The 22,435-nt window shown below is 74.0% G+C and carries 18 protein-coding genes; 15 read left to right on the top strand and 3 right to left on the bottom strand.

Annotation, left to right across the window (positions count from 1 at the left end; translation table 11 throughout):
- Positions 1-10 precede the first annotated feature (10 nt).
- The 7 genes from ACFVUY_RS26810 to ACFVUY_RS26780 all read left to right on the top strand — a co-directional run bounded on the left by ACFVUY_RS26810 (position 11) and on the right by ACFVUY_RS26780 (position 10,523).
- Positions 11-2,554, top strand: coding sequence for a glycoside hydrolase N-terminal domain-containing protein (locus tag ACFVUY_RS26810; protein WP_387733988.1), 2,544 nt, complete (start codon positions 11-13; stop codon positions 2,552-2,554).
- Positions 2,555-2,563: 9 nt separating this feature from the next.
- Positions 2,564-3,322 carry a DeoR/GlpR family DNA-binding transcription regulator gene (locus ACFVUY_RS26805; RefSeq protein ID WP_387694611.1) on the top strand — a complete coding sequence of 253 codons (759 nt, stop codon included), beginning with the start codon at positions 2,564-2,566 and terminating at the stop codon, positions 3,320-3,322.
- Between the two features lie 213 nt (positions 3,323-3,535).
- Positions 3,536-4,807 carry an extracellular solute-binding protein gene (locus ACFVUY_RS26800; protein WP_387733985.1) on the top strand — a complete coding sequence of 424 codons (1,272 nt, stop codon included), beginning with the start codon at positions 3,536-3,538 and terminating at the stop codon, positions 4,805-4,807.
- Positions 4,808-4,826: 19 nt separating this feature from the next.
- Positions 4,827-5,849 carry a carbohydrate ABC transporter permease gene (locus ACFVUY_RS26795; RefSeq protein WP_387733982.1) on the top strand — a complete coding sequence of 341 codons (1,023 nt, stop codon included), beginning with the start codon at positions 4,827-4,829 and terminating at the stop codon, positions 5,847-5,849.
- Positions 5,846-6,685: a carbohydrate ABC transporter permease gene (locus tag ACFVUY_RS26790; protein ID WP_380352781.1), complete on the top strand. Its 840-nt coding sequence runs from the start codon at positions 5,846-5,848 to the stop codon at positions 6,683-6,685. Before ACFVUY_RS26795 ends, ACFVUY_RS26790 begins: the two co-directional genes overlap by 4 nt.
- A 53-nt stretch (positions 6,686-6,738) precedes the next feature.
- Complete coding sequence (locus ACFVUY_RS26785; RefSeq protein WP_387733979.1) at positions 6,739-7,740, top strand: SIS domain-containing protein; 1,002 nt, start codon at positions 6,739-6,741, stop codon at positions 7,738-7,740.
- 116 nt (positions 7,741-7,856) lie between these two features.
- The gene (locus ACFVUY_RS26780) at positions 7,857-10,523 is read left to right on the top strand and encodes a TIM-barrel domain-containing protein (protein ID WP_387733977.1); all 2,667 of its coding nucleotides are present in this window, start codon (positions 7,857-7,859) and stop codon (positions 10,521-10,523) included.
- 107 nt (positions 10,524-10,630) lie between these two features.
- On the opposite strand, the gene ACFVUY_RS26775 is transcribed toward ACFVUY_RS26780, so the two are convergent.
- Positions 10,631-10,834 carry a cold-shock protein gene (locus tag ACFVUY_RS26775; protein WP_359907422.1) on the bottom strand — a complete coding sequence of 68 codons (204 nt, stop codon included), beginning with the start codon at positions 10,832-10,834 and terminating at the stop codon, positions 10,631-10,633.
- 415 nt (positions 10,835-11,249) lie between these two features.
- On the opposite strand from ACFVUY_RS26775, the gene ACFVUY_RS26770 reads away from it, so the two are divergent.
- Positions 11,250-11,477, top strand: a complete 228-nt coding sequence (locus tag ACFVUY_RS26770; protein ID WP_359907425.1) for a hypothetical protein — start codon at positions 11,250-11,252, stop codon at positions 11,475-11,477.
- Positions 11,478-11,957: 480 nt separating this feature from the next.
- Here the strand turns inward: ACFVUY_RS26770 and ACFVUY_RS26765 are convergent, their stop codons facing one another.
- Both ACFVUY_RS26765 and ACFVUY_RS26760 read right to left on the bottom strand, forming a co-directional pair.
- Positions 11,958-12,953, bottom strand: a complete 996-nt coding sequence (locus ACFVUY_RS26765) for a TauD/TfdA family dioxygenase (protein WP_387733975.1) — start codon at positions 12,951-12,953, stop codon at positions 11,958-11,960.
- A gap of 40 nt (positions 12,954-12,993) precedes the next feature.
- Positions 12,994-14,112, bottom strand: a complete 1,119-nt coding sequence (locus ACFVUY_RS26760; RefSeq protein WP_387733972.1) for a hypothetical protein — start codon at positions 14,110-14,112, stop codon at positions 12,994-12,996.
- A 412-nt stretch (positions 14,113-14,524) separates the two neighbouring features.
- Between ACFVUY_RS26760 and ACFVUY_RS26755 the strand changes: the two genes are divergently transcribed.
- From ACFVUY_RS26755 to ACFVUY_RS26725, 7 genes are all read left to right on the top strand, one after another.
- Positions 14,525-15,535 (top strand): hypothetical protein, encoded by a 1,011-nt coding sequence (locus tag ACFVUY_RS26755; RefSeq protein ID WP_387733970.1) that lies wholly within the window; start codon positions 14,525-14,527, stop codon positions 15,533-15,535.
- Positions 15,535-16,887 (top strand): cytochrome P450, encoded by a 1,353-nt coding sequence (locus ACFVUY_RS26750; protein ID WP_387733967.1) that lies wholly within the window; start codon positions 15,535-15,537, stop codon positions 16,885-16,887. Before ACFVUY_RS26755 ends, ACFVUY_RS26750 begins: the two co-directional genes overlap by 1 nt.
- A gap of 114 nt (positions 16,888-17,001) precedes the next feature.
- A complete protein-coding gene (locus ACFVUY_RS26745; protein ID WP_387733964.1) occupies positions 17,002-17,307 on the top strand; it encodes a GNAT family N-acetyltransferase in 306 nt (101 codons plus the stop codon).
- Positions 17,308-17,522: 215 nt separating this feature from the next.
- Entirely contained in the window at positions 17,523-18,863 is a 1,341-nt protein-coding gene (locus tag ACFVUY_RS26740; protein WP_387733961.1) for a cytochrome P450, read from the top strand.
- A gap of 271 nt (positions 18,864-19,134) precedes the next feature.
- The gene (locus ACFVUY_RS26735) at positions 19,135-20,199 is read left to right on the top strand and encodes a fatty acid desaturase family protein (protein WP_387733959.1); all 1,065 of its coding nucleotides are present in this window, start codon (positions 19,135-19,137) and stop codon (positions 20,197-20,199) included.
- A 62-nt stretch (positions 20,200-20,261) separates the two neighbouring features.
- A complete protein-coding gene (locus ACFVUY_RS26730; RefSeq protein WP_387734031.1) occupies positions 20,262-21,407 on the top strand; it encodes a glycosyltransferase family 4 protein in 1,146 nt (381 codons plus the stop codon).
- 20 nt (positions 21,408-21,427) lie between these two features.
- Positions 21,428-22,294, top strand: a complete 867-nt coding sequence (locus tag ACFVUY_RS26725; protein ID WP_387733956.1) for an alpha/beta fold hydrolase — start codon at positions 21,428-21,430, stop codon at positions 22,292-22,294.
- Positions 22,295-22,435: the final 141 nt, after the last annotated feature.

Below are 22,435 nucleotides of genomic sequence, written 5' to 3'. Positions count from 1 at the left end.
GGCACCGACCTTGTCGCCCGAACCGACGTCCGGCCACGACCGCCTCTGGTACCGCCGACCCGCCGCCTCCTTCCTGGAGGCCCTGCCACTGGGCAACGGGCGGCTCGGCGCACTGTTCCTCGGCGGATCGGACCGGTCGGGTACGGGCGAGACCGTCCACCTCAACGCCGACACGCTGTGGTCCGGCGGACCCGGGCCGCACGACCGGGCCGACGCCGTCGAGCACCTCGCGGAGCTGCGCGCCGCCGTCCTGGCCGACCGCGACCATGCCCGTGCCGAGGCCGTCGCGACCCGGATGCAGGGCCCGTTCACCGAGGCCTACCAGCCGCTCGCCACGCTCCGGCTGGAACTCGGCGACGGACCGTCGGACGGCTACCTGCGCTCACTGGACCTGGACGAGGCCGTCCACCGGGTCTCCTACCGCAGCGGTGGCGCGCAGATCCTGCGCGAGTCCTGGGTCTCGGCCCCCGCCGACGTCCTGGTCACCAGGATCACCTCGTCCGTCCCCGGGCGGATCGACCTCGACGCCCGGTTCGACACCCCGCATCCGGACGCGCGCACCGGCGGCCCCGGCCCCGACCGCCTCGTCCTCTCCGGCCGGGCCCCCGCGCACGTGGCCTTCGGCGAGCCGGACCCGGTACGCCACCGCCCCGGCGAGGGCATGGGCTTCGCGGCCGGGCTCCGGGTCCTGGCCGACGGCGGCCGGGTCGAGCGAACACCGGGTGCGGTGACGGTGCGCGGCGCCGACGAGGTGCTCCTGCTGGTTGCCGCCGAGACCGGCTACCGCGGCTGGACCGAGGCCCCGGCCGGCCCCGACGACGGACCGGTCGAGCAGGTCGGACGGCGTCTGGACGCGGCCGCCGCCCGGCCGTACGGGCAGCTGCTCGCCGAGCACCTCGCCGACCACCGGCGGCTGTTCCGCGCCACGACGCTGCGCCTCGGCGACGACCGCGCCACCGACCGCGCCGACGGCGGCACCACCGACCGGCCCACCGACGAACGGCTCGCCGCCGTCCGGTCCGGCGGCGGGGACCCGGCCCTGACCGCCCTCCAATTCGCCTACGGTCGCTACCTGTTGATCGCCTCCTCGCGTCCGGGGGCCCAGCCGGCCACCCTCCAGGGGATCTGGAACACCGAGACCGCCCCGCCGTGGAACTCCAACTGGACCACCAACATCAACCTCCAGATGAACTACTGGCACGCCGAGACCACCGGCCTCGCGACCTGCCACGAACCGCTCTTCGACCTGGTCGCCGACCTGGCCCGGACCGGCGCCCGGACCGCGGCCGCCTACTACGGCACCCGCGGCTGGACCGTCCACCACAACGTGGACCTGTGGCGCTCCGCCTGCCCCGTCTCCGGCTCGCCCTCCTGGGCGAACTGGCCGATGGCCGGCGCCTGGCTCTGCGCGCACCTGTGGGAACACCACCTCTTCACCGGAGACCGCGGCTTCCTGGCCGAACGCGCCTACCCGCTGATGCGCGGCGCCGCCCGCTTCCTGCTGGACTTCCTCACCGAGGACCGCGACGGCCACCTGGTCACCTGCCCGTCCACCTCCCCCGAGCACCACTTCCGGCTGCCCGACGGCACCCTCGCCTCCGTCTCCGCCGCGGCCACCATGGACCACTGGCTGACCGCCGAACTGTTCGCCAACACCACCCGCGCCGCCCGGATCCTCGGCGTGGACGCCGACCTGGCCGAGGAGTTGGACGCGGCCCGAGGCCGGCTCCGGCCCCCGCGGACCGGAGCGGACGGCCGCCTGCTCGAATGGTGGGAGGACCTCCCCGAGGAGGACCCCGGCCACCGCCACCTGTCCCACCTCTACGGCCTCTACCCCGGCAGCGCCGTCGACCCGCTCACCGACCCGGAGGCCGCCGAGTCGGCGCGGCTCGCCCTGATCCGCCGCCTCGACCACGGTGGCGGATCGACCGGCTGGAGCCTGGCCTGGGTGGCCGCCCTCGCCGCCCGGCTCGGCGACGCCGACCTCGCCCACCGCAGCGTGGTCGGCCTGCTGACCGACCACTCCGCCCCCAACCTGTTCGGCCTGCACCCCCCGGACATCTTCCAGATCGACGGCAACTTCGGCGCCACCGCCGCCGTCGCCGAGATGCTGCTGCAGAGCCACAACGGCGTCCTCCGGCTGCTCCCCGCCCTGCCCGAGGCATGGCCCACCGGCCATGTCCGGGGGCTGCGCGCCCGCGGCGGTCTCACCGTCGACCTCCGATGGGACGCCGGCCGCCTCACCGAGGCGACCGTGCACGGCGACCGTCCGCAGACCCTCGACCTCCTGCTCCCGGTCGGCACGGCGGAGCCCGCCGTCACCGACCCGACCGGCCGGCGCTCCGCCGCGACGTTCGACCCCACCCCGGCCGGACCACGTCTGACCCTGCGGCTCGACCGGCAGGGGAGCCACCGGATCCACCCGCGCGACGGTGCGGGACCCGGCACACCCCAGGACGCCGCCCCGGCCATCGGCGGCGACCGCACCGCTCCCGTTGCCGAGCAGTTCCACGCAGTTCCGCGCAAAGATCTTCCCTCGCACGGACGGCACTAGACTTCCGCCATGCTCAAAGCCGACCGCACCTCCCGGATCCTCACGCACCTCACCGAGACGGGCAGCGCCGACGTGCACGAGCTGGCCGCGCTCCTGCGGGTGTCGGCGGCCACCGTCCGCCGGGACCTGCAGGAACTCCACGACCAGGGCCTGCTGCACCGCACCCGCGGCGGGGCGGTCACCGGCGCCGTCAACCTCGAACTGCCGCTGCGCCACAAGCACGGCACGCGGCAGGCGGAGAAGCGCCGGATCGCCCTGGCGGCCGACCGGTTGGTGCCCGACGGCGCGGTGGTCGGCCTGACCGGCGGCACCACGACCAGCGAGCTGGCCCGCGTCCTGGCCGAACGCGGCGGGATCACCATCGTGACCAACGCCGTCAACATCGCGGCCGACCTGATCGTCCGGCCGGACATCCGCCTGGTCGTGGTCGGCGGCATCGCCCGGACCACCAGCTACGAGCTGGTGGGGCCGGCCGCCGACCGGATGCTCGCCCAGTACCACCTCGACATCGCGTTCATCGGCGTGGACGGCCTGACCCCCCAGCAGGGCTGCACCACGCACGACGAGATGGAGGCCCAGACCGACCGCGCGTTCCTGCGCAGCAGCGCGCGATCGGTCGTGCTGGCCGACAGCAGCAAGATCGGCCGGGTCACCTTCGCCCGGATCTGCCCGCTCTCCGAGGTCCACGACCTGGTCACCGACGCCGAGGCCACGGCGGAGCAGGAAGAGGCGATCGCCGCCGACGGGGTACGGGTCCTGCGCGCCTGACGCCGGGCCGCCGGCCTCACGGGCCCTGGTCCCGCACCCACCCATGCAACGCCCGGCCGGATCTCCCGGCCGGGCGTTTCTGTCACCACAACGGTTGACATGAACGCAAGGACACAGGAAGCTCTTTCGCATCTGCGCAGAATCAGGGTCTATCAAGCATCTCCGATCATCCATCAAGCGCATACGAAGGCGGTACCTGCGGTGGAAAAACGAGTGCCGGCCATCCTCACGGTGTGCGCCCTCGGCGCCCTCGCCCTCACCTCCTGCGGCAGCGGCAGCGGCAGCGGCGGTGGTGGCGGCACCGACGCCGACGGCAAGGTGACGCTCAAACTGGTCGCCGCCGACTACGGCGACAAGGAGTCCAACAGCTCGAAGGCCTACTGGAACGGCGTCGCCTCCGCCTTCACCGCCGCCAACCCCGACATCAGGGTCGATGTCCAGGTGGTGAACTGGAACGACATCGACCAGCAGGTCAAGACGATGATCCAGAGCGGCAACGTACCGGACGTCCTGCAGACCGGCGGCTACGCCGACAAGGTCGCCGACGACCTCCTCTACAAGGCGCAGGACGTCCTGTCGCCCGCCACCCGGAGCAACCTGATCGACAGCTTCGCCAAGGCCGGCGAGGTCAAGGGCGTGCAGTACGGCATACCGTTCGTCTCCTCCACCCGGCTCCTGTTCTACAACAAGGCGATCCTCCAGCAGGCCGGCATCACCCAACCCCCCACCACCTGGGAGGAGTTGCGCAAGGACGCCGAGCAGATCAAGGCCGCGGCGCCCGGCGTCACCCCGTACGCACTGCCGCTCGGCCCGGAGGAGGCCCAGGGCGAGAGCATGCTCTGGGAACTCGGCAACGGCGGCGGCCCCACCGACAAGGACGGCAGGTACACCCTCGACAGCCAGGCCGACATCGACACCTTCTCCTGGCTCAGGTCCAACCTCGTGGGCCCCGGCCTCACCTACCCCAACCCGGCCACCACCGACCGCAAGACCGCCTTCGCCGACTTCGCCGCGGGCAAGGCCGCCATGCTCAACGGCCACCCGTCACTGATCCGGATGGCCCAGGCGGGCAAGGTCGACTACGGCGTGGCCCCCGTCCCCGGCAAGGCGGGCCCGCTCACCACCACCCTCGGCGTCGCGGACTGGATGATGGCCTTCAAGAAGAACGGCCACCGCGAGCAGATCAGGAAGTTCCTCGACTTCGCGTACGCCGCGGACAACATGCTCCGGTTCGACGAGACCTACAACCTGATGCCGGTCACCCAGGACACGCTGCGCGCGATGACCACCGGCGGCAAGCACCCGGACCTCGAACCGTTCTTCGCCCCGCTGCCGCACGCCGCCTTCTACCCGCTGGGCGACACCAGTTGGGACATCGTCTCGGCCGAGCTCAAGAAGAGCGTCGGCAGCGCCGTCTCCGGCGACCCGGCCAAGGTGCTCGGCGACCTGCAGAAGAAGGCCCAGGACGCCGTCGCCGACAAGTGACCCCGCGGAAGGCACCCCAGTGACCTCCAGTTCCCCCACCGCCGGGTCCCCCACGCCCCCCGGCTCCCCCACCACCGGCTCCCCCAGCGGCCCCGGCGCCGCCGCCGGCGCCCCCGCACCGTCCGCGAGGCCGCCGTCCGCGGGCCCACCGCGCCGCCCCGCGCCGTCGGCCTCCCGCCCGGGCCGGCTCGGGCCACTGCCCTGGATCGCCCCGGCCGTCCTGCTGATCCTCGCCGTCGTCCTGTGGCCCGTCTACGAGATGGTCCGCACCTCCTTCCTGCGCATCAGCACCAGCGGCTTCGTCCGGGGCCCGGCCGGCCTGGACAAGTACCGCAAGCTCTTCGGCGAGGCCGACCTCGGCCACGTGCTGCTCGCCACCGTGGTCTGGACGGTCGTCGTGGTCGGCCTGACGATGCTGCTCTCGCTCGGCCTGGCCCAGCTCTTCAACCAGCGCTTCCCCGGCCGCCGGTACGCCCGCTGGGCCCTGATCGTCCCCTGGGCCGCGTCGGTGCTGATGACCGCCATCGGCTTCCGGTGGATGCTCGACCGCACCGCCGGCGTGCTCAACACCGCCATGACCGACCTCGGCCTGATCGACGGCCCCCGGGACTGGCTCGGCACCCCCGCGACGGCCTGGCCCTGGATGGTGTTCGTCGCGGTCTTCGTCTCGCTGCCGTTCACCACCTACACCCTGCTCGCCGGCCTGCAGACCGTCCCCGCCGACGTGTACGAGGCGGCCCGGACGGACGGCGCCTCGCCCTGGCAGACGTACCGGCGGATCACCCTGCCGCTGCTGCGCCCGGCCTTCCTGGTCGGCGTCGTCATCAACCTGATCAACGTCTTCAACTCCTTCCCCGTCATCTGGGCCATGACCCGGGGCGGCCCGAGCAGCAACACGGCCACCACCACGGTGTTCATGTACCAGGTGAAGAGCACCGACATCGGCGAGTCCGCGGCCGTCTCGGTGGTCAACTTCGCGCTGGTGGTGCTGATGGTCCTGGCCTTCCTCAAGGTCAGCCGCTGGAACGGGGAGGAGAGTTGAGGGCCCGGCGGGGCCGCCGCCCGATCCGGCCGCGCACCGTGGTGCTCGCCGGCGTCGCCTGGCTGCTGGCGGCGGTCTTCCTGCTCCCGTACCTGGAGATGGTCGTCACCGCGCTGCGCCCGGCCGACGAGCTGCGCGACGCGGGCTACCTGCCGCACCACTTCGCCTGGTCCAACTTCGTCGGCGTCTGGCGCGACTCCACCCTCGGCGGCAACCTGAGGGTCACCCTGCTGGTCGCCGGCGGGTCCACCGTGCTGGCGCTGCTGGTCGCCCTGCCCGCCGCGTACTGCACCGCCCGGGTCCGGTACCGGGGCCGTCGGCTCTTCCTGCTGCTCGTCCTGGTCACCCAGATGTTCCAGCCGACCTCGCTGCTGGTGGGCCTCTACCGCGAGTTCTACCGGCTCGGCATGCTCAACTCCGTCTGGACGCTGATCCTCTGCAACGCCGCCTTCAACCTGGCCTTCGCGATCTGGATCCTCACCGCCTACATCTCGGCCATCCCGGTGGAACTGGAGGAGGCCGCGCTGCTCGACGGCCTCGGCCGGCTCGGTGCCCTGCGCCGGGTGGTCCTGCCGCTGGCCATGCCGGGCGTGGTCACCGCGGTGATCTTCACCTTCATCTCGGCCTGGAACGAGTTCGTGATGGGCCTGACCCTGTCCACCGAGCCGGGGAGCCAGCCGCTCACCGTCGGGATCAACAGCTTCATCGGCAACTACACCGTCGAGTGGAACTACCTGTTCGCCGGGTCGGTCGTCGCGATCGTGCCGGTCGTGGTGCTGTTCGCCCTGATCGAGCGGCACGTGGTCTCGGGACTGACCGCCGGATCGGTCAAGTAGCCGACCGCACCAACGGGTTGAACCTCCGCCGCCTCTTCGAAGGAGCCCGCCGCATGGCCCCCGCCACGCCCGACCCCGTCGGTACCCCCGCCTCCGGCGGCACCGCCGGCACGCCCTCCCGCACCGCCGCCGAGATCGCCTCGCAGCCCGACTGCTGGCGCCGCGCCGCCGACTCCCTGCCGCGGCACTCCCCCGCCCTGCCCCGCCGCGGCGAGCGGATCGCCGTCGTCGGCTGCGGCACCTCCTGGTTCATGGCCCAGGCCTACGCGGCCCTGCGCGAGGGCGGCGGCCACGGCGCCACGGACGCCTTCGCCGCCTCGGAGTTCCCGCCCGGGCGCGACTACGACCGGATCCTGGCCATCTGCCGCTCCGGCACCACCACCGAGGTGCTCGACCTGCTCGGCCGGGCCCGTACGGCCGGGGTGCCCACCAGCACCGTCACCGCCGATCCCGCCACCCCGGTCGCGGCGCTCGCCGACGCCGTCGCCGTCCTGGACTTCGCCGACGAGCGCTCCGTGGTGCAGACCCGCTTCGCCACCAGCGTGCTCGCCCTGCTGCGCGCCCACCTGGAAGCCGAGGGCGCGCTTCCGGCGGGAGTCCACCCGCTGTCCCGCGCGGTCCGGGACGCCGAACGGGCCGTCGCGGTGCCGCTGCCCGCCGAACTGCGCGAGGCCGGGCAGTTCACCTTCCTCGGGCGCGGCTGGACGTACGGGCTGGCACTGGAGGCCGGGCTGAAACTGCGCGAGGCGGCGGGCGCCTGGACCGAGGCGTACCCGGCGATGGAGTACCGGCACGGGCCGATCAGCATCGCCGAACCGGGCCGGGTGGCCTGGGTGTTCGGCGCGCCGCCCGCCGGGCTCGCCGAGGACATCAGCCGGGCCGGTGCCCTCCTGGTCGCCGGATCCGGTGGCACGGACGGCGACCTGGACCCGCTGGCCGACCTCGTCCGGGCCCAGCGGCTGGCCGTCGCCGTGGCCGAGTCGCGGGGCTGCGACCCGGACCGGCCGCGCCACCTCACCCGCTCCGTCGTCCTCGGGGACCAGCACCGTCCCTGACCGGCACCGCGTCCGACCGGCGCCGTGCCCCGTCACCACCGCACCCGATCGCCCGCCCGGGCGCGCCCGGAAGGTCCCGACCGCCCACCTCTCCAACATCGAACGGAGACACCACCGTGCGCCTACTCCGGCCCCACCTCCGCCGGGCCGCCCTCACCGCGGCCCTGGCCGTCCTCCCCGCCCTGGCCGGGCCCGTCCTCCCCGCCCGGGCCGCGACCCCCGGCTCCGCCGTCCTCGACCAGGGCCACCAGAGCGTCACCTGGCAGAGCCCGCAGTACGCCAAGGGCACCCTCGGCGACCCCGGCAGCTGCCCCCCGGCCGCGCAGGACCCGGGCGGCACGGTCTGCGACCACTTCGACCTCACCGTGAACGTGCCGGCCGGCTACTGGGACGACAATCCGGAGGGCGGCGTCCCGGTGTCCGTCCGCTGGCAGAACCCCGCCGACGACTTCGACCTCTACATCTACGACGCCACCGGCAAGCAGGTGGCCAGCAGCGCGGGCACCGCCGACCCGGAGGCCACGGTGATCCCGAAGGCCTCGGGCACCTACCGCGTCCTGGTGGTCCCCTACGACGTCCACGGCGGCTCCTACACCGGCACCGCCTACCTGCCGCAGACCGCCGACGCCGGCGACCTGACCGCCTTCGGCGGCTCCCAGGGCAGCTACGACATCTCCGCGGGCACCCTGAAGGCCCGGGTCGACTTCCTCGCCGACGACCAGCTGCGCCTGCGCGCCGCCCCGGACGGCGTCCTCACCGATCCGGCGGGCAGCACGATCGTCCGCACGCAGCCCGAGCCGCAGCGCGACACCAGCACCTTCGACGCCGGCGCGTACTACGGCATCCGCTCCAAGGGCCTGGTCCTGCGGGTCTACAAGCACCCGCTGCGGTTCGGCCTGTACAAGGCGGACGACCGCACCGCCCTCTGGCAGGAGAGCGCCCCGCTGCGCTGGAGCACCGGCGGACTGCGGCAGAGCCTGGTGCGCGGCGCGGACGAGCAGTTCTTCGGCGGCGGCGAGCAGAACGGCTCCTTCTCGCACCGCGACCGGACCGTCCACGTCGCCAACAGCACCGACTGGAACGAGGGCGGCTGGAACAACTCCCAGCCGTTCTACGTCTCCTCCGCCGGCTACGGCGTCTTCCGCAACACCTTCACGCCCGGGATCTACGACTTCGGCTCGCCCGTCCGCACCGGGCAGCAGGAGCGCCGCCTGGACGCCTACTACTTCACCGGTGACGTCAAGGCGGTGATCGGCCGGTACACCGACCTGGTCGGCAAGCCCTTCATGCCGCCCGTCTACGGGCTGGAGCCCGGCGACTCCGACTGCTACCTGCACAACGCCAACCGCGGCGAGCGCCACACCCTGGACGCGCTGAAGGTCGCCGACGGCTACGTGGACAACCAGATGCCGCTGGGCTGGATGCTGGTCAACGACGGCTACGGCTGCGGCTACGAGAACCTGCCGCAGACCGGCACGGGCCTGCGCAAGGACCACGCCCAGCTCGGCCTGTGGACCCAGAACGGCCTGCCCAACCAGGCCGAGGAGGTCAAGGCCGGCGTGCGGGTGCGCAAGCTCGACGTGGCCTGGGTCGGCAACGGCTACGACTTCGCGCTGAACGCCTGCGACCAGGCCAAGGCCGGCATCGAGGACAACAGCGACGCCCGCGGCTTCGTCTGGCTGCCGGTCTCCTGGGCCGGAGCGCAGCGCTGCGGCGTGCTGTGGAGCGGTGACCAGAGCCTGTCCTGGGACTACATCCGCTGGCAGATCCCGACCTATGCCGGCGCCACCATGTCAGGCATCGCCTACAACACCGGCGACGTCGGCTCGATCTACCGCCGGGACCCCAAGATGTACGCCCGCGACCTGCAGTGGAAGGCCTTCCTCCCGACGATCATGACCATGGACGGCTGGGCCCGGGACATGACGGGCAAGCAGCAGCGGGACCAGCAGCCCTGGCTGGACGGCGAGCCGTACACCTCGATCAACCGCAAGTACCTGCAGCTCAAGGAACGGCTGCTGCCGTACATGTACACCCTCTCCGCGGAGGCCACCCGCACCGGCGTCGGCGCGGTCCGCCCGCTGGCCCTGGAGTACCCGCACGACCCGAACGCCCTCGGCCCGAACGCGAAGTACGAGTTCCTGGCCGGGCCCGACTTCCTGGTCGCTCCGGTCTACTCGGACACCACCGTGCGCGACGGCATCTACCTGCCCGAGGGCACCTGGACCGACTACTGGACCGGTCGCACCTACCAGGGCCCGACCACGATCAACGGCTACTCCGCCCCGCTCGACACCCTGCCGCTGTTCGTCCGCGGCGGCGCGATCGTCCCGATGTGGCCCAAGGGCACGCTCTCCTGGGAGAACCGGGACCGCTCCGAGCTCGACTACGACCTCTACCCGCAGGCCACGGGCGACTCCTCCTACACCCTGTACGAGGACGACGGCGTCACCCGGCAGTTCAATGCCGGCTCCTCGGCCACCCAGCGGGTGGACGTGCACACCAACCGCGCCGTGACCAACGTCCGCATCGGCGCCAGCGAGGGCGACTACGCCGGCAAGCCGGCCCAGCGGTCGTACCGCCTCACCGTGCACGGCCGCCCCGCCCCGCGCCTGGTGGCCACCGACGCGGGCCTGCTCCCCCGGCTGGACTCGTCGGCCGCGCTCGACGCGGCCGGCTCGGGCTGGTACTACGACGCCGCGACCGGGGTGACGACGGTCCGGACGCCGTCCCTCCCCACCGGCAACGGCTTCTCGCTCAACCTGGTCCACGGCGGCAACTGACCGCCCGGCGGCGAGGGGCTTCCACCCCGGTACGGCAAGGGGCCCGCACCGTGCGTGACGCACGGTACGGGCCCCTTTTCCTGCCGGGCGAAAGCCAGGGCAGAGGACTACAGCGGGCGAATGTTCTCGGCCTGCGGGCCCTTCTGGCCCTGCGTGACGTCGAACTCGACCTTCTGGCCCTCAACGAGCTCGCGGAAGCCCTGGGCAACGATGTTCGAGTAGTGGGCGAACACGTCCGCGCCGCCACCCTCCTGCGCGATGAAGCCGAAGCCCTTTTCCGCGTTGAACCACTTCACGGTGCCAGTAGCCATGAGAAATCTCCTTCGAGAGACTGTCCGAAGCCTGCACCATGCAGACTTTCGAGTCGCCGCGATGAGAACCCTCCGGGAAAGAGCCGGAAAACAAAAAATGCGCCTGCGAAGAGCAGGCGCACACAAAGTTCATGGGAACCACAACTGCAACTAAAACAACCGTAGCAGACATCGGGCCGCGACGGCGGATAACCACGCGAATATTTTCGCCTCACCCTCCCGGGCGCAACCCGTCACCCCCAGGGGGACGGCAACAACCGGCTGCCGCGGGGAGATTGAGGGCGCCATGCCCCGCCCCGGCCCGGTCGCGACTTTCGCCACGCCCGGGGCGCGGGCCGCCCCGAGGATGACCGGCAACGGATTCACCCCCGCCGGGACGGCCCGTTCCCTCGATTTTCGGAGCATACTGACCAGGATGACGAAATCACCGGCAGTCCGACGCCCTCTGCCCACCAGTCCCTTCAAGCCCCGGCCCGAAGCACCGCCCAAACACTTCGCGGTCGGCGACCGCATCAGCCACGACAAGTACGGTCTCGGCCGCGTCATCGCGGTGGAGGACGGGGCCTACCCCGCGGTCCTCGTCGACTTCGGCACCCGACAGGAGCGGATCACCCCGCCGTACGCCGCCATGTACACCCTCTGACCGACACACCGGTGGCGCTGCCGTCACCGCCCCGGGGTGCGGTCCGGACCCCGACGGCGCAGCCGACGGTGCCCGGTCTCCGGGCCGCCACTGTGCACACCGCAGGGGCCGATCCGCCGTGGCCGTGCCGGGACTCCGGCACGGCCCCGTACGCGCGCGCCCGCCGGCCCGCCCCCGCATCACCGTCGTCACCGACCGAATGCCGGTGACGACGGCCACCGGGTCGCCCCGGGCCGGACCCTCCTCCCTCCGCCGCGCCGGCACCGCTCCCGTTTTCACGCGCCCGGCGCGACACACTCGTCATCCCCCTGCGGCCCCCGGTCGGCCTCGCCCCTCCTGCCGGCCGCTCGCCCATCCCGCACCGCCGCCCCCGGGCCTGCGGGCCCGGGAGCGGCGACGGGCGTGCCATCGGTCGCCGACCCGCTCGCGACAGCCGGGGCTCGGTCCGGCACCGGGCCGGCCGCCGCCGCTCGGGGCCGGTCAGCGGGCGAGTACCTGGCCGTCCTGGGGACGGTGATCCCGGGAGCGGCGCAGGTCGACGGCGACGTAGGTGCGTTGCAGCCAGCGGTCCGCCCCGTCGTAGCGGGGCCGGAAGGCGGTCCGGCCGTGGACGGTGACGCGGTTGTCGACGACGACCAGGTCACCGGGGGCCAGGCGCAGGGTGCGGGCGGTCTCCTCGCAGGCCCGGCCGAACTCGGCCAGCGCGGCGGCGGCCCGAGGGGTGAGCGGGGTGGTGACGAGCTGGGCCATGCGGATGTCGGGGTCCTCCGATGCGCCGAACAGCACCGGTCGGGGTTCGGCTCCGGCTCCGCTCGCGGCGTCCGGGCCGAAGGAGGGCGGTGGTGTGGTGATGAACTCCGGTGCGAACAGGGCCTCCCGGTCGGCCCGGGTGAGCAGCGGCAGCGCCTGGCGGATGCCGGCGACGCGCATCCCGGCGATCCGGTCGTGGTCGGCGCGCAGGCACAGGAAGACCACGTAGTCCGGCGGGTGGGGGTGGAAGCCGTTCTCGGTGTGGAAGGACAGCGGCACCGATCCGGCGTTGCCGTGGAAGGCCTCCTGCCCGGGCACGGGCACCACGTCCTGCACGAGAGCGCCGGACTTCTCGGCCAGGTAGGCGAGCGGCTCGCCGAGCCCGCAGGCCACCATGGTGAGCAGCGCGGCGGGGACGGTGGCCCGGCGCTGGACCGAGCCGGGCACGGCCGGCGTCGGGGGCAGGGCCGCCTCGTCGACGGGCAGGCCGCCGATCACCAGGGTGCCGTGCGGGCCGGAGCTCCTGCGGAACCGGCGCACCGCACGGCGCAGCGGCAGCGGGAGCTCGTCCCAGGCGTCCCGGGCCCGGGACACCCACTCGGGGCTGTCGACCCGGTCCTGTCCGCCGGCGGACAGGGAGCGGGCCAGGCGCCGGCACGCGCCGGCATCGGCCGGATCCAGGTTCCAGTCCGCGGCGAGGGCGGTGTGGTGCGGGGTGCCGGGCATCGGGTCTCCTGCCGGGAGTGCGGACGGTGGACGGCCGGGCTCACGAGTGGCGCAGGCCGGCCACGGCGTCCGCGATGTAGTGGTCCCCGAAGCGGATCAGGGGGGCGTACTGGGCCGCGCGGCGGTGGCGCATGAGCCGTAGTTCGGCGACGGCGTTGTCGGGGCCCTCGGGCCGCTGGGCGATGGAACGGCGCAGGTGCACCAGCGAGTACGCGAGGGTGACGTGCCGTTCGGCGTCCACGAGGTCGGCTTCCAGGAGCGCGCCCCGCGCCTCGGCCAACTCCGGGGCTCGGGCCGCCAGTTGATCGTAGGAGTCGGGGAGCGCCGACAACAGGTCCTTCATCGCCGTCCGGAACAGCCTGTACCCGCGGTGCTGGCGCCCGCTGAGCGGGATGTCCGTCGACGGCGGCTCCATGGTCCGGCGGATCGCCGCCATGTAGTAGTCGGCCGGGATCGTGCCGGCGTGGTTCATGGCCGCGGGGAAGCCGCGCACGTACTCCGTCGCGTCCGCCATCCGCCCCAGGGCGGCATCGCCGTCACCGTGCCGCAGGTGGCGGGTGGCGTCGGCCACGGCGACCGCGGCGCAGACGTTGAACAGGACATGGACCTGGTGCCCGACGAGCCACCGCGCGCTCCACGCGCTCTCCGGCGACGGCCGCGCACCGGGCTCGGGAACGACCACCGGCGGGACGGGCTCATGGTCGGCGCCGGGCGCCACGCCGGTGAGGTCGAGCACCGACCGCCGCATCCCGGCCACCTCCAGCGCCAGGTCGGCACCCGACAGCGGAGCCTCGCAGAGGTCCTCCAGCCCGCGGTGGACGACCAGCAGCCCGTGCAGGGCGGCCTGCTGGTCCGACAGCTCCACCTCACGGACCCGGAAGTACGACTGACTGGTCGACTCCGCCGGCACGTCCTCACCCGCCACGGCCGGAGCCAGAGCCGCCAGCGCGGCCACCGACTCGCCGGCTGCCGCGGCGGCCTGCCGCAGCGTGGCGGTCCGTTCGACGGGCCCGGCATGGGTCGCCACCCCGGCCAGCACCCGCGCGGCCCGCCGCGCCCCGGCGGCGACCCGCGCACCCAGCGCCGGGACGGGCCGCCCGCCTCGGGGCTCACGGAAGACAGCGACAGGAGGATGACCGGCGACCGGCGATAAGCCCATGGTGGAAATATTTCGCCAGGAACACGCCATACGAAACCCTGGTCGGCGACCCGGTTCCGGCCCCGGGGCGGCCGCAACCTGGTGGCGGCGTACCGCGCCAACACGCCCCTGATCGTCACATCCGGCCAGCAGCACCGGGAGCGATCCGGGGCAGCGCCCCGTCCCTGGCCGCATGGAGGCCCACCGCGACCGGCGGGACCGGCAGCCGCGAGTACGCCGGGGCGCTCGTGGGCCGGGAGGGCGGGCCGGCCGGCCGTGCGCCGGGAGGCAACCATGGATGCGCGCACAGTCCACCACCCCACCCCGATCCGGACTAGTTTCGGCCTCCCGCGCAGGCCGGGCGACCCCACGCGATCGTCGCGGGGCATCGAACTCCGGCCGCGACCCCAACCAGACGAGGGCCGGCACAGCGATGACCGATCTCCGCGACGGGCGACCGCACAGCACCCCGGACGACTTGTGGTGCCCCTTCCCCTCCCTGACGAACCCCCACGCCGAACAGGCCGACCGGCAGAGCCTGGCCTGGCTGGCGCGCCACCGGCTGCTGGACGGGCGCCTGCGGCAGTCCGACCGGATCGGGCGCCAGCGCAGCGGTCACCTGGCCGCACGGACCAACCCCGAGGTCTCCGCCGCGATGCTGCGTCTGCTGTCCGACTGGTACGTCTGGCTCTTCGCCTTCGACGACGGGTACTGCGAGGACCGCGAACACGGCCACCGCCCCGGGCCGTTGGCCCGCACGACCGCTCTCCTCGCCCGGGTGGTCGACCCCGAGCCGCCCGGCGAGGAGGTCTTCGGCGGCCGGCTGTCCGGACCGGCCGGCGCCTACGCGACGGCCCTGCGGGAGATCCGGGACCGGGTCGCCGCACAGGCCTCACCGTCACAGCTGTTCCGGTGGGAGTGCACGGTCCGCGAGTACCTCTCCGCGCAGGTGTGGGAGGCCGCCAACCGCGAGGCGGGCACGGTGCCGGGCCTGTCCGAGTACGTGGCCATGCGCAGGCACGCCGGAGCCACGTACACCTGCCTCGCCCTGGTCGACGTCGCGGCCGGCCTCGAAGTCCCGGCCGAGGAGGCGGACGGCCCTTCGCTGCGCAGGCTCAGGGACCTCACGGCGAACCTGGTGAGCTGGGACAACGACCTGTACTCCCACGCCAAGGAGACCGCGGGCGGCCAGGGCCGCCACAACCTGGTCGAGGTCCTGGCCCGCCACCACCGCTGTTCTCCGGCCGAGGCCCGACGGTCGGCCGTCGCCATGCGTGACGCCGAGATGCGCGCGTTCATCGGGCTGAGCCGAACCGTCCACGCGAACGGCGGCGACGCGGCCTCCGCGTACGCCCGGAGCCTGGGGCTGTGGCTGCGCGGACACATCGACTGGTCCCGCGGCAGCTCCCGGTTCGATGTGCCCGCCCCCACGGCGAGGCCCTGATGCGCGAGGACGACGCCCCGCCCGGCGCGGTGCCGTGCGCGCCGGGCCGCCTGCCCCTGCTCGGACACCTGCTCCCACTGCTGACCGACCCCCTGCCCTTCCTCCAGTCGCTGGCCGACCACGGCCCGGTGGTGCGGATCCACCTGTGGCGCAGGCCGGTTCACGTCCTCACCGAACCGGAGCTGGTGCACCGGCTGCTCGTCGAGGACGCCGCGAGGACCGAGAAGGGCTTCGTCTTCGACAAGGCCCGCGGCGTGCTGGGCAACGGTTTGTTCATCTCCGAGGGCGCGTTCCACCTCCGCCAGCGGCGCCTGGTCCAGCCCGCCTTCCACCGCGACGGCATCCGCCGGTACGCCACCCTGACCGCGCGACAGGCCGCGGCCGCGGTGTCCCGCTGGGAGCCCGGGCGGGCGGCGCCGATCGAGCACCGGATGCACGAACTCGCCCGGGACATCGTGGTCGAGGCGCTGTTCGCCGCCCGCCTGAGCGACGCCCAGAAGGCCCGGATCGACCGGGCCGTGCCCGTGGTCCTCACCGGATTCGTCCAGCGGGCGCTCTACCCGTCGCCGCTGCTGGAGAAGCTGCCCGTACCGGCCAACCGGCGCTTCGACACCGCGGTCCGGGACCTGCGCACCGTCGTGGACGAGATCGTCGCCCGGGCCGCCCTCCGGCATCAGGGCCGGGACGACACGCTGCTGTCGCTGCTGCTGACCACCCGCGACGAGGAGACCGGACTCGCCATGGCACCGGTCCAGGTCCGGGACGAGGCGGTCTCGCTGCTCCTGGCCGGCACCGAGACGACCGCCACCACGCTCGCCTGGCTCTTCCACGAACTCGCCCGGCGCCAGGACCTGCAGGACGAGCTCAGCGAGGAGGTGCGCGCCGTCGCCGGGGACGGCGCCGTATCCCTGGAGGACCTGCCGCGCCTGGAACGCACCGGGCACGCGATCAGCGAGACCCTCCGGCTCCACACCCCCAACTGGATCCTGATGCGCCGGGCGGCGGCGCCGCTCCACTGCGGCGGCGCCCTCCTGGCCCCGGGGGCAGAGATCCTCTTCAGCCCGGCCGCACTGCACCGCTCCCCGCAACTCCACCCCGACCCGTTGCGATTCGATCCCGAGCGCTGGCGCCGCCCCGCGAACCGTGCCCGCCCCGAGCTGTTCATCCCCTTCGGCGCCGGCCGCCACAAGTGCGTCGGCGAGTCCTTCGCCCGGGCCGAGATGCTCGTCATCGCCGCTACCGTCCTCGCCCGCCTGCGGCTCCGGCCGGCGACGGCCGGCTCCCTCCGGGAGAGCGCCACGGCCGCGACCGTCCGCCCGCGCGGCCCGTTGCTCGTCGCCGAACCGCGGTGAGCGGCCGGGCGCGGCGAAGTCGTCACCCCGCCGCGTGTCGACCGCGACACATGTTTATTGTTCAACTATAGTCAGGGATGCCGACCCGGCAATCCGACCGCACGAGGAGGAACCATGGAGCAGTCCGTCACCGACAACACCGAGAAGTCCCGGTTCGAGATCCAGGACGACGGCGAACTTGCCGGCTTCGCCGAGTACCACCGCTCCGGCAACGAGATCGCCTTCATCCACACCGAGATCGACCCCCGCCTCGAAGGCCGCGGCCTCGGCAGCCGGCTGGCCCGCGCCGCCCTGGACGCCGCACGCGACCAGCAGCTCGCCGTCCTGCCCTACTGCCCCTTCATCCGCGGCTGGATCACCAAGCACCCCGAGTACGCCGACCTCGTCCCCACCACCCACCGCGCCCGCTTCGGCCTCTGACCCCCGAAGGCGCAGGCGCCGGGCGGTCGGCGGAGCGGCGCCACCGCCCGCCCGGGGCAACGGCCCGTCCCCGGCGGACAGTCCGCCGCCCGGGCCGCCCCCGGGCCGGGCGGTCGGATCCGTCGCGCGCCACCGCCCGGGAGCGGGGAACCCCGGGCCGCCGCGGCGCCGCGCCGAACCGCCCCGCCGCCCGGCTGCGGACCTATGCTGATCCGGTGTCCTCGTCCGCGCGGGATCCCGCCCCCACGACGTACTCCCACGCGACTCTGCCCGGGGCACTGCCGGTGCTCGGGCACCTGCCCGCGCTGGTGCGGGATCCGACGGGGTTCCTGGGGCGGCTGTCCCGGTACGGCGACCTGGTGGAGGTCCGGCTGGGACCGAACCGGATGGTGGTGCCCTGCCACCCGGAACTGCTGCGGCAGGTCTACGCGGACGACCGGACCTTCGACAAGGACGGAGCGATCCACCGGCGCTTCCGCCGGGTCCTCGGCAACGGGCTGGCCACCTGTGCGCACGCCGACCACCGACGCCAACGGCGGCTGCTGCAACCGGAGTTCCGGCCCGAGCGGCTGGCCGGGTACGCCGCCGTGATGACCCGCGAGGCCGCGCAGCTGGCCGCCTCCTGGCGGGACGGCGAGGTGGTCGAGGTCTTCCCGGCGTGCTACCGGTTCACCCTGCGGGTGGTGGCGCGCAGCCTGTTGGGCACCGAGGCGCCGGACGCGCTGGCCGATCGTCTGCAGCACGCCTTCGAGACCGCGTTGGCCGGCGCGTTGCGGCGGGTGCTGATGCTGCCCGCGGGCCCCGGCTACCACGCGGCGGTGCGCACCCTGCGGCGGACGGTCGCCGAGCTCGTACGCGACCGCCGGGCCGACGGTCGCGGGCACACCGATCTGCTGGCCGGCCTGCTGGCGGCCCGGGACGAGGACGGCTCCACGCTCTCCGACGCCGAGCTGCACGACCAGGTGGTCACGCTGCTCCTGGCCGGATCGGAGACCACCGCCTCCCAACTCTCTTGGACGCTACGGCTGCTGACGATGCATCCGCAGGTGCTGTCCGCCCTGCAGGCGGAACTCGACGCGGTGCTGCCGGGCGGCCGCCCGGCCGAGTGGGCCGACCTGCCGTTCCTGCCCCGTACGGCCCGGGTGTTGACCGAGGCGCTGCGTCTCCATCCCCCCGGCTGGGTGCTGTTGCGCACCTGCACCCGCGAGACCGATCTGGGAGGGCGCATCCTGCCGCGCGGCAGCCAGGTGCTGCTCAGCTCCTACGTGGCCCACCACAACCCGTCGATCTTCGCGGAACCCGCCCGTTTCGATCCGGACCGCTGGCTGCCCGAGCGGGCCGCCGCCCTGCCGCGCTGGGGCTTCGCCGGTTTCGCCAACGGGCCGCGACAGTGCGTCGGCGCCGACTACGCACGCGCCGAGGCGGCGATCGCGCTGGCCACCGTGCTGGGCCGCTGGCAGCCGGTCGTGGCGCCCGGGCCGGCCGACGCCCGCCCCGTGCGGCTGGCCACGGTGCTGCGGCCGCACCGGCTGCGGCTGCGCATGCTCAGCCGATAGTCGGTAGCCAGTAGCCGGTAGCGGGCAGCCGGTAGCGGGCAGCCGACGGCGGCAGTCAGGGGCGGACCTTCTCCCTCGGCAGCGTTCCGTACGGGTTCTCGACCCGTGAACAGCGGGCCGTCAACCCGCGCCCACCGCCCACTCGATCAGGTTGCGTTCACCGGCGGCGCGGGACAGCGGCCGGTGGAGTACGGAAGTCTCAGGGCTCCCCTGCCCGGGGCACGCCGCGCGGCGACGGCCGGCCGTGGCGGCCCGAGACCGGATTGGTGGCATGACCGTTCAGGACACTCCGAGTACCGGGACCGCCCGGCGCGGCGAATTCGCCGAGCTGTACCGGCGCGTGGCCGAGGCCGGTCTGCTGCGTCGGCGCCCGCTCTACTACGCGTGCCGGAGCGCGGGGCTGTTCGCCGCGCTGGCGGGGCTGCTCGCCTGGTTCGTCGCGCTCGGCGCGAGCTGGTGGCAGCTCGGCCTCGCACCGCTGTTCGCCCTCGTGCTGGGCCAGTTGGCGCTGCTCGGCCATGACGTCGCGCACCGCGCGGTGTTCGCCGACCGCCGGACGACCGACCTGGTGGGCATCGTGCTGGGGAACCTGGTGGTCGGCATGAGCTACGGCTGGTGGGTCGACGACCACAACCGGCACCACGCCCACCCGAACCACGAGGGCCGCGACCCGGCCGCCGACGCCATCCTCTTCGCCAGAACCGCCGAACAGGCCGACCGGGCAAGGGGGTTGCGACGCCTGATGGCCCGGTACCAGGCGGAGCTGTTCTTCCCGCTGCTCTCCCTCCAGGCGCTCGGCCTGCTCGTCGCCACCGGCCTGACCCTCACCCGCGGCACCGTCCGACACCCCGTCCTGGAACGCACCCTCGCCGCACTGCACTACGTCCTCGCGGCGGCCCTGACCGTCCTCGTGCTCACTCCGCTCCAGGCGCTCACCTTCACCGCGCTGTTCGGGGCACTGCTCGGCGTCTACCTGGGCTGCATCTTCGCCCCCAACCACAAGGGCATGCCGTTGACCGGCCCCGGCGCGCAGCGCACCGACTTCCTCCGGCGGCAGGTGCTGCCCTCCCGCAACCTGCGGGCCGGCCGGTTCGTCCACTTCCTCTTCGGCGGCCTCGGCCACCAGATCGAGCACCACCTCTTCCCGGCCATGCCGGTGCCCGCGCTGCTCCCGGCCTCGCACATCGTGCGCGCGTACTGCGCGGAGATCGGCGTGCCGTACGCCGAGGCGGGCCTGACCGCCTGCTTCCGGGAGATCCTGCGGGACCTGCGCGCGGTCGGCCGGTCCGTCCCGGCCCGCCCCGAGGCCGCACCGGCGACGGAGGCCGCCCGGTGAGCGGGGTCCTGCCCGGGCGGGCGGCGCCCGCCACGGACGGCCCGGCCCCCGACGACGGGCCGCTGCGGGTGGTGATCGTCGCCGAGTCCTTCGCCCCGCAGCTCAACGGCGTGGCCCACAGCGTGCTCCGCACCGCCGAGCACCTCCTCGCCCGGGGGCACGTCCCGCTGGTGGTGGCACCGGCGGCGCAGCGGCGCGAGCACGAGGACCGCGGGGCGACGTACGGCTACCGGGTGGTCCGCGTCCCGTCGGTCCCGCTGCCCGGCTACCCCGAGGTGCGGATCGCCCTCCCCGGGCGCCGGGTGGCCGACGCCGTCGAACGGCACCGCCCGCACGTGGTCCACCTGGCGAGCCCGTTCGCGCTCGGGGCCGCCGGCGCGGCGGCGGCCGGGCGCACGGGTGTCCCCGCCGTCGCCGTCTACCAGACCGACCTCGCCGCCTACGCCCGGACCTACCTGCCCTTCGCGGGCGCGGCCGGAGCCCGGCTGGCCTGGCGCCGGCTGCGGCACATCCACACGGCGGCCGCGCGGACCCTGGCGCCGTCCCGGGCCTCGTTCGACCTCCTGGCGGCCCACGGGATCCCCCGGGTCCACCTGTGGCCGCGCGGCGTCGACTGCGTGCGCTTCCACCCCGGGCACCGGGACGAGGCCCTGCGCCGCCACCTCGGCCGGCCCGGTGAGGTGCTGGTCGGCTACGTCGGGCGGCTGGCACCGGAGAAGCAGGTCGAGCGGCTGGCCGAGGCGTCCCGGCTCCCGGGCGTACGGCTGGTGGTGGTCGGGGACGGCCCGTGCCGCGCCCGGCTGGGCGCGGCACTGCCCGACGCGCTCTTCCTGGGCCGCCGCACCGGGCACGAACTCGCCCGGCTCTACGCCTCGTTCGACGTGTTCGCCCACCCCGGGCCGTTCGAGACCTTCGGCCAGACCCTCCAGGAGGCGATGGCCAGCGGTCTGCCCATCGTCGCCCCGGCGGCCGGCGGACCGCTCGACATCGTCCTCCCCGGACGCACCGGCTTCCTCGTGCCGCCCGGCGCGGGCGGGGGCTTCCGGGAGGCGGTGGAGCGGCTCGCCCGCGACGCGGAACTGCGCCGAACGCTCGGCCGGGCCGGCCGGGCCTCGGTGGCGGAACGCAGCTGGGAGGCGGTCGGCGACCGGCTCCTCGACCACTACCGGCTCGCGGTGGCGGAGTCCTCCGCGGCACGGCGCGCGTGAGAACGGGGGAACGAACCGTCATGAGCCGACCGCTCGCCGCCGAGTACGTACCCGGCGCCCGCCCGGACGCCGGGACCGCCGTGTTTCTGCACGGGCTGGGCGGCTGGACCCACAACTGGGCCGCCCTGATCGAGCACCTCCGGCCGTCGGTGCACTGCCTGGCCCTCGACCTCCCGGGCTTCGGCCGCTCCGCTCCCCCACCCGACGGCCTCGTCACCGTCCGGCGCCAGGCCGCGGCCGTCGCCCGCCACCTCGACCGCACCGGGCACCGCCGTGTCCATCTGGTCGGCAACTCCCTCGGCGGCCTGACCGCCCTCCACCTCGCCGCCCACCGCCCGGAGCTGGTCTCCACCCTGACCCTGGTCTCGCCGGTCCTGCCCGCCCTCCCGCCGCCCCAGGCCCTGCGGATCTCCCTGCTGGGCCTGCCGGGCGCTCACCGCCTGTACTCCCGGCTGCTGGCGGCCCGGAGCCCCGACCGGCAGCTCGACGACCTCTACGGCCTGATCTACGCCGACCCGTCCCGCGTCGACGCCGAACAGCGGGCGACGGAGGCGCGCGAACGCCTGCGCCGCGCCGAACTCCCCTACGCCCAGCAGATGTTGGCTCAGGGCGTGCGCGCCGTCGTCCGATCCCACCTGCGCCCCGCCGGCGAGGCCTCGGCCTGGCACCAGGCCCACCGGGTCACCGCCCCCACCCTTCTCGTCTACGGCCGCGAGGACCGCCTCGTCCCCTTCCGGTCGGCGGCCCGGGCCTACGCCGCCTTCCGCGACGCCCGACTCCTCACCCTGCCCGGCGTCGGCCACGTCGCCATGCAGGAACACCCCGGCGCGGTGGCCACGGCCTTCCGCGCCCTGCTCGCGGAGTCCCGTCGCACGCCCGGCGGGTGAACCGCGCGCCGCCCGGCGGCGGCCGCCCTCGGCCCCGAAGCCGTTACCGCACCCGTCACCGTGGCCGTCACCGCCCGTCCCGGTCCCGGAGCCTGAAGCCGCACCCCGTACGGGTACGTCCCGTAGCCTTTGCCTTCCACT

This window comes from Kitasatospora sp. NPDC058063 (assembly GCF_042885395.1).
Taxonomy (GTDB): domain Bacteria; phylum Actinomycetota; class Actinomycetes; order Streptomycetales; family Streptomycetaceae; genus Kitasatospora; species Kitasatospora lactacystinica.
This window is presented reverse-complemented; position numbering and strand designations above follow the sequence as displayed.